The following is a 7,791-nucleotide window of genomic DNA, read 5'->3' as shown; positions in this document are numbered from 1 at the left end:
TCCTCGGGGTACAGGTTTACCTGTTTCCCTTTTACAAAATCGCTAAAAAGGTTTCCTGCCAGTATAGCAGGCTGATTAAAAGACAAATAGGCGTGCGCGAGATAATTCAAATGTATAACAATTGATGTATTGCCAATATAACGTTTTACAGCGGGTTTCAGTCGAAAAAATGCAAAAAAGAATGAATAAAAATTCTCCTTTCCGGTTGCAGCTCTTTCCACAATTCCATTTTAACGATCGCTTAACCTTGTTTTAGGAAATATTTAAACAATTGGCTGTAAGGCTTAGCCAGCCTGCATTTCAGTGGGTGCCGCAACAAACCGGGCGACATTTTGTTTAACGTTGTTTAACATCGGTCGCCATTAGTCATAAATTTTATGAGATAAGTGTAACCTCAGCTACTTTTGTATCGACTAATCAATAAAGCATCAGGTTAGATCAGATTAAAAGTATAGCCATGAAAAAGTTTGTTGCTTCGCATATAGTGTATCGTAGCCAAAAAAAGAATCTCCGTTACGTGTAATAATTTTTGAAAAGCAGCTACTTATATTTCATACCGCTTAGAACATTCATTTAATATTAAAAAAACAAACCGGGCAGGGCATTCCATATAGCCAGGATGACCTTTAATGCCCAACATTCAAAAACAGTTAAAAAATAGCATCATGAAAAACAAAATCCTCATTGGCGTCTTCGTTTTATTAACCAGCATTAGTAGTGCATTTGCCAATGGTAAAGAAGAAGTAAATGAAAGAATCATTAAATCTTTCGAGAAAGAATTTGCCGGCGCACAACATGTGGAATGGGCAACCACCAAAGACTTTGTAAAAGTAACCTTTACCCTTAATGAACAGGTTGTATATGCGTTTTATGAGCAAAATGGTAACCTGTTAGGGGTAACCCGCAATATTGTATCGAGCCAGTTGCCTATTAACCTGCTCACTGACCTTAAAAAGAATTACAGCACGCACTGGATCACCGATCTTTTTGAAATGGCTTCCAATAACGAGAATGTGTACTATGTAACGCTGGAGAATAGCGATCAAAAGCTCATACTAAAATCAAGCGGAACTACAAGCTGGGAAGTGTACAGAAAAGAAAGGAAATAAAATAATAATCAACGGTTTTCTTATAGTTGGTTTTAGTTGGAAAGAAAAGGCTCTCCGATTCATCGGAGGGCCTTCATTTTCTTGTGCCCTGAGCCTTGAACCTTGTGCCTTTTCCTTTACCTTTGGCGCCATAAAAAAACTGATCATGAGCAAAGGACCTGTTTCTCAATTTATACAACATCATTACCGGCATTTTAATGCTGCTGCCCTGGTAGATGCGGCTAAAGGATATGAAACCCATTTACTGGAAGGTGGAAAAATGATGGTTACACTGGCCGGCGCCATGAGTACCGCCGAGTTGGGTATTTCACTGGCTGAAATGATCCGCCAGGATAAAATACACATCATCAGCTGTACAGGCGCCAACCTGGAAGAAGACATTATGAACCTGGTAGCTCATGATCATTACAAACGCGTTCCCAATTACCGTGATCTTACTCCGCAACAGGAGTGGGAATTGCTGGAGCAGGGGTTGAACCGGGTTACTGATACCTGTATCCCCGAAGAAGAAGCTTTCCGTCATATTCAGCATAACATAGTTAAACTGTGGAAAGACGCCGACGCCAAGGGCGAACGCTATCTCCCCCACGAATTTATGTACAAGCTGTTGCTGAGTAAGGTGATGGAAAAAGATTACCAGATCGATCCCAAAAACAGCTGGATGATCGCTGCTGCTGAAAAGAACCTGCCCATCATCGTGGGAGGCTGGGAAGACAGCACCATGGGTAACATCTTTGCCTCTTACATCATCAAAGGCGAAATGAAAGCTACCACCATGAAGAGTGGTATCGAATATATGGTTTGGCTGGCCGACTGGTACCGCCAAAACAGTGGCGGCAAAGGTGTAGGCTTTTTCCAGATAGGCGGTGGTATCGCCGGTGATTTCCCTATTTGCGTGGTGCCTATGATGTACCAGGACCTGGAATGGCACGATGTACCCTTCTGGAGCTATTTCTGCCAGATCTCTGATTCAACCACTTCTTACGGTTCTTACTCAGGGGCAGTGCCTAATGAGAAAATTACCTGGGGTAAGCTGGATATCAATACGCCAAAATTTATCGTAGAAAGTGACGCTACCATCGTAGCTCCCCTCATATTTGCCTATATCTTAGGCTGGTAAAAACTATTAATCGGTTGTTTACAGGCCCCGGCGGTAACCGCCGGGGCCTTTTTTCGTGCTATTTTTATTTCGGTGAAAAATCCCTTTAGAATAGGGGGTTCCGGCAATAGCCGGTTTTATTAGCTAATTGATTAATCAACATTTTCAGACACATTAAGAAACATGCTGCGATTGAGATCCCTGGTTCAGAAAGGCTTGGCTCATCGTTTTGGCATCATCCTTTTATTGGTATTTATCAACCTGGGCATTTCGTTTGTGACACGCCTGGGTTTGTTATTATATACCGGTAAAGGTTTTGACTGGACGATCGCTAACCTCCTTGGTGTTTTTGGTATTGGCCTGATGTACGACCTCGCCATCAGTTCCTATCTTATCATCCCCTTTGTGCTTCACCTTTGGTTTACGAGCGAAAAAATATATGAGCCGGCCTGGCGAAAATGGATGACAGGCCTGTACGCCGTTCTCATGCTCTTCTTTTCTTTTTCCGAGCTGGTGCCTGCAGAATACAACGCAGGCCTTCATTGGGGCGTGGTAGTGCTGTTTGGCCTGCGCCTTTTGATCTATTTGCTGCTGGCTAAAAAAGGCCCTGCATTCCGGTTGCGATGGCGTAAATACGTTTTGGCCGCCGATATTTTTCTGATCACCTTCCTGTTGTTGTTCAATGCCGTAAGTGAATACTTTTTCTGGAATGAATTTTCAACCCGGTATAATTTTATTGCGGTTGATTACCTGATCTATACCACCGAAGTATTGGGCAACATCCAGGAGTCGTATCCTGTAGGCTGGATCGTTGCCGGCGTATTGATAGCTTCATTTGCCATTGTATGGTTTTTGCGGGCGAATATCCGTCGTTCGATGAAGCAGGCCGTTAGTTTCCCCCGCCGTAGTGTTATAGCGCTGTTGTTGTTGATCTTTCCTTTGATCACGTATTTGTTTGTAACCAATAAATGGAAAAAGTTCAGCAGCAATGCCTATGCAAATGAGTTGGCAGCTAATGGACTGTTTGAGTTTGGAACGGCCTTTACCCATAACGAACTTGATTTTTATAAGTTCTACCGGGTGCTGCCCGATGTGGAAGCGTTCAATATTGTACGCAAGCAAATGGAAACTCCCAATGCGCGTTTTGTAAGTAATGATCCGTTCAATATAGAGCGCCAGGTTAGTTATGCCGAACCGGAGAAAAAGATGAACGTAGTGCTGATTAGCGTGGAAAGCTTTAGCGCGAATTTTATGAAGGCTTTCGGGAATGAGCAAAACATAACACCCTGTCTGGATAGCTTAGCCGAAAAAGGCCTGTTGTTTACCAATCTGTATTCCAGTGGCACCAGAACGGTGCGTGGCCTGGAAGCCCTGTCGCTTTCCATACCGCCTACACCGGGGCAGAGTATTGTAAAAAGGCCTGATAATGAAAACATGTTTTCATTAGGCGCCGTATTTAGATCGAAGGGCTATATAACGCAATACCTGTATGGGGGCTATGGCTATTTCGACAACATGAATGCCTTTTTTACGGGTAACCATTACGATGTTATTGATCGCAATGCCTTGCGGCCCGATCAAATACATTATGCCAACATCTGGGGTGTGGCCGATGAAGATCTTTTTACGTTAACCCTGCAACAACTCGATTCCAATTATAATAGTGGTAAGCCGTTCTTTTCACATGTGATGACGGTTTCGAATCACCGGCCCTTTACCTATCCCGAAGGAAGAATTGACATTCCACCTTCCCGGCAGGCGCGTGAAGGAGCGGTAAAATATACCGATTATGCTATTGGCCAGTTTATTCGTAAAGCCAGTGAAAAGCCCTGGTTCAGGAATACGGTTTTTGTAATTGTGGCCGACCATTGTGCGGGCAGCGCCGGCAGCGTGGAATTACCGGTAACAGGGTATCATATTCCCATGCTGATATACAGCCCTGATAATATTGCCCCGCAAAAAATTGATCGCCTTACGGCCCAGATAGATATTGCGCCTTCGATACTGGGGTTGTTGAAATTCAATTACCGGTCGAAGTTTTTTGGACAGGATATATTCTCCCTGCCTCCCGGTAAGGAACATGCCTTTATAAGCACATACCAGGGCCTTGGCTATCTTAAAAATGGCGAGCTGATCGTTCAGTCGCCCACACAAAAGATAGATCAGTATAAGCCTGATTTTACAACCGGTAAAGCGCAAAAGGAGCCATTGACAGACAGCCTGGTGAAACAGGCCATTGCTTATTATCAAAGCGCCAGCTGGTTGCTGAAGAACAACAAATACCGCAACTGATTAAAGTAGATACAAGTAGATGATCAGGTTTACAGCACCTGGTTTTTGGGCAAAAAAAGGCCCCCGTTAATTCGAGGGGCCTTTTCCAATTTATAAGATGCTTACTGCTTCGTTTATACGCAGGCTATTTTATTTACTCTTGTCTGGTGACGGCCGCCCTCAAAAGGGGTTTCAATAAAGAGCTCGAGCATTTGTTTGGCATACTCCAGCGAAACAAAACGGGCCGGAATGCAAATAACGTTGGCGTCATTATGCTGGCGGATCAATTTTGCTACTTCGAGTTCAAAGGCCAAACCTGCCCGGATACCCTGGTGTTTATTGGCCGTAATGCAAACGCCATTGGCGCTGCCGCATAATAAAATACCAAACGCAGCGTCTCCGGCTTCAACCGAACTGGCAACGGGGTGTGCGTAATCAGGATAGTCTACCGATTTGTTTGCATCAACACCTTTGTCAATTACCTGGTATCCCTTTTCGGTTAACCATTTTACAATAGCCACTTTATAATCAAATCCGGCATGGTCGCTGCCGATTACAATGGGTTTTGAAAGGTCGAACATAGCTGTTTCGTTATCTATTAAGGTGTTTTATTATTCAATTACTGCCAGTTATCCTGTTCTGCCTGGTCTCTTTTATACACGCGTTTTGAAACGATCACGCTCAACTCATACAGGAACAGCAGCGGTAAGAACACGATCATCTGGCTGGTCCAGTCGGGTGAAGGCGTAATAACAGCTGCTACCACCAGGATGACCACATACGCGTATTTGCGGTAATTGGTTAAAAAGGCGGGGGTTATCAACCCAATCTTGGTAAGTACATAGGCTAAAATGGGCAGCTCAAAAGCAATACCGCAGCCTAAAATAATATTTACCAGGTTATCGATGTAATCGTCCAACGCTGGTTTGTATTCATACATATTGGCCGTACCCAGGTTAAAGTTGGCCAGGAAGTTAAAGGTAAAAGGTCCCAGCACGAAATACCCGAAGAAAGCCCCTGCAAAGAAGAATATGGATACAAAGAAGATGGCGTTGCTGGAATATTTCAATTCCTTGGGTGATAAAGCCGGTTTCACAAACTTCCAGAATTCCCAGAAGATGTAGGGGAAGGCAGCGATGAACCCACCAATCATACCAATTTGAATGGCCGACATAAATGGTCCGCTAACCGTATTACCCAATAGTTTATAGCCTGCAGGGATAGGCGGCATACACAGGGCGTCGCCGATATGCAACCAGTGACTGAGGCCGCACATATACCGGTACGACACAAAGTTGTTGCGCACGGGCCCCATTACAATGTTGTCAAATACCCAGTCGATTTTAATGAAAATAACAATCGCTGCAACAAAAATAGCCAATACAGAACGTATAATATGCCCACGTAACTCCTCAAGATGATCAATAAACGTCATCTCGGTATCGTTGCTCCTTCTTTCTAAAAAGCTTAGTGCCATAGGATCGCCATAAATATCTGAAAAATAGTGAAAGCGGGGCAAATTTAAGGCTTATCAGCTTGGTATCAACAGAAAGGTTGTTAAGGGGTTGAAATTGTAGGTGGGAATACTTAGTGCGTGATTACTAAAGTTTTAGCTTAACTACCGCAGGATCTTCAGGCGCACCATTTCAATTCGGGTATCGCTCACGTTCAAGATCTCAAATTCATAATTACCAATGATAATGCGTTCTTTTAATCGGGGAATGGTTTCGTGCTGGTGAATGATAAAGCCGGAAAGAGTTTCCGAATCGTTTTCGGGAAATTCCAGTTTATATTTCTCCACCAGGTAATCCAGCTCCAGCCGGCCCGACAGGATATACTCGTCCTCGGAGATCATTTTTTCTTCAAACTCCTCCACATCGTATTCATCCCTTATTTCGCCAAAGATCTCTTCCAGCAGGTCTTCCATGGTAACAATGCCGGCGGTTCCGCCAAATTCATCTACCACCCAGGCAATGCTTTTGCGTTCCCTGGTGAATTTATTAATGAGGTCGGTGGCGCTCATACTCTCCGGAATGGCGGGAATGGGCAGCAGGATCTCCTTGACATGTTCGGGTTGTTTAAACAGATCGAGCTGATGAATATAGCCCAGTATCTGGTCGATATTGCCACCATACACTATGAGTTTGCTCAACCGGGTTGAGATAAATTTTTTGCGGGCCTCCTCCACAGTAGTATTCAGTTCAATAGCCTCAATTTCCTTGCGGGGCACCAGGCATTCGCGCACTTTTATTTTTGGTAAGGAGAGCGCATTCTCGAACAGCTCCGTATTCATATCGGCGCCATCGCTGTTATATTCGCTTGTTTGCTGAAAAAAGTGATCGAGGTCGCTACGCGAAAAAGGCTCTTTTCGCTTGTCGATGCGCATATCGAAAATTACGTTCAGGATAAAGATCGATAGCTTTACAAAGGCCTCTGCTATCCAGTAAAACACATTGTCAAATAAACCCAGCAGGCCAACCCGGGCTGAAAAAGACAGCAGGGAATCGCTTTTAGCCTTAAAAATGGCTTTTGGGATGCATTCACCCAGAATAATGATGAGCACCCACGAGATCACTATCTCGAAAAACAGCCGGAAAAAGCTGATAAACGACTTGGCGGTAATATCCATGGTATCCCAATGCACCCATTCGTTCAGGAACATGGACATCAGTAAGACCAGGAAGGTGAGAAAAAAACTGAACCCAACTACATTGGTGCCTATGAAGCGGGAGGGATTGTCGAACAGGTTCGATAATAAAATACCGGCACTGGAACCCTGTTTCTTTTTTAATTCAATATTTAACCGGTTGGCTGAGGTAAAAGCCACTTCAATGCCTGCAAAATATGCGAGCAACAGAAACACAACGCCAATGACAATGCCTATTCCGGTAAGTAAACTCATAGTTGGGGTACGAAAATAAACAAAAAGCGGAAGAATCCAGTATCAGTTACCAGGTTCCCGATTGCCAATTGTTTATTGCTTTTGCCTATTTGTTTTAGCTTTTCAGAAACTGCTGAACGGCTTCTTTGGCCTGCGCACAGGCATTGTGTAGATTGTCGTTAAGAATAACTTTAGAAAAGTGATGTTTAAACGACATTTCGTAAGAGGCTTTGTTTATTCTTGTCTGCAAACTTTCTTCGGTTTCGGTACCCCTTGAGCTTAACCGGCGTCTTAGTTCGTCAACAGAAGGCGGGTCAATAAATATCGACAGGGTAGTACCGGGAAATTGCTCCTGTACGTGAATAGCGCCTTTTACATCGATATCCAGTACGGGTACCTGCTGATTGTTCCAGATGCGTTCCAGTTCCGAT

At 43.9% G+C, this 7,791-nt stretch carries 7 protein-coding genes and 1 pseudogene; 3 read left to right on the top strand and 5 right to left on the bottom strand.

What is annotated here, in order from left to right; genetic code table 11:
- Positions 1–221: pseudogene (locus ACJ751_RS01815) on the bottom strand (hypothetical protein); the annotation flags it as partial.
- Between the two features lie 444 nt (positions 222–665).
- On the opposite strand from ACJ751_RS01815, the gene ACJ751_RS01810 reads away from it, so the two are divergent.
- The 3 genes from ACJ751_RS01810 (at position 666) to ACJ751_RS01800 (ending at position 4,500) form a co-directional block, all read left to right on the top strand.
- The gene (locus tag ACJ751_RS01810; protein WP_407743666.1) at positions 666–1,109 is read left to right on the top strand and encodes a hypothetical protein; all 444 of its coding nucleotides are present in this window, start codon (positions 666–668) and stop codon (positions 1,107–1,109) included.
- Positions 1,110–1,254: 145 nt separating this feature from the next.
- Positions 1,255–2,229: a deoxyhypusine synthase family protein gene (locus ACJ751_RS01805; RefSeq protein ID WP_407743665.1), complete on the top strand. Its 975-nt coding sequence runs from the start codon at positions 1,255–1,257 to the stop codon at positions 2,227–2,229.
- 162 nt (positions 2,230–2,391) lie between these two features.
- Complete coding sequence (locus ACJ751_RS01800; protein WP_407743664.1) at positions 2,392–4,500, top strand: LTA synthase family protein; 2,109 nt, start codon at positions 2,392–2,394, stop codon at positions 4,498–4,500.
- 113 nt (positions 4,501–4,613) lie between these two features.
- Here the strand turns inward: ACJ751_RS01800 and rpiB are convergent, their stop codons facing one another.
- From rpiB to ACJ751_RS01780, 4 genes are all read right to left on the bottom strand, one after another.
- The gene (gene rpiB, locus ACJ751_RS01795; RefSeq protein WP_407743663.1) at positions 4,614–5,060 is read right to left on the bottom strand and encodes a ribose 5-phosphate isomerase B; all 447 of its coding nucleotides are present in this window, start codon (positions 5,058–5,060) and stop codon (positions 4,614–4,616) included.
- A 38-nt stretch (positions 5,061–5,098) separates the two neighbouring features.
- Positions 5,099–5,998 (bottom strand): twin-arginine translocase subunit TatC, encoded by a 900-nt coding sequence (tatC, locus tag ACJ751_RS01790; RefSeq protein WP_407743662.1) that lies wholly within the window; start codon positions 5,996–5,998, stop codon positions 5,099–5,101.
- Between the two features lie 99 nt (positions 5,999–6,097).
- Positions 6,098–7,381, bottom strand: coding sequence for a hemolysin family protein (locus ACJ751_RS01785; protein WP_407743661.1), 1,284 nt, complete (start codon positions 7,379–7,381; stop codon positions 6,098–6,100).
- Positions 7,382–7,475: 94 nt separating this feature from the next.
- Positions 7,476–7,791: guanylate kinase (locus ACJ751_RS01780; RefSeq protein WP_407743660.1), on the bottom strand; the 316-nt coding region annotated here is incomplete at its 5' end.

The sequence above is a fragment of the Niastella sp. genome, from assembly GCF_045805085.1.
Classification (GTDB): domain Bacteria; phylum Bacteroidota; class Bacteroidia; order Chitinophagales; family Chitinophagaceae; genus Niastella.
Note: the sequence above shows the minus strand (reverse complement) of the source record. Positions and strands in the feature narration are given on the sequence as shown.

What these genes read in the sequence shown, in the direction of transcription:
- ACJ751_RS01800 (WP_407743664.1), top strand. Translation starts at nt 2,392, where the DNA reads ATGCTGCGATTGAGATCCCTGGTTCAGAAAGGCTTGGCTCATCGTTTT.
- ACJ751_RS01805 (WP_407743665.1), top strand. Translation starts at nt 1,255, where the DNA reads ATGAGCAAAGGACCTGTTTCTCAATTTATACAACATCATTACCGGCAT.
- ACJ751_RS01810 (WP_407743666.1), top strand. Translation starts at nt 666, where the DNA reads ATGAAAAACAAAATCCTCATTGGCGTCTTCGTTTTATTAACCAGCATT.
- ACJ751_RS01785 (WP_407743661.1), bottom strand. Translation starts at nt 7,381, where the DNA reads ATGAGTTTACTTACCGGAATAGGCATTGTCATTGGCGTTGTGTTTCTG.
- rpiB (WP_407743663.1), bottom strand. Translation starts at nt 5,060, where the DNA reads ATGTTCGACCTTTCAAAACCCATTGTAATCGGCAGCGACCATGCCGGA.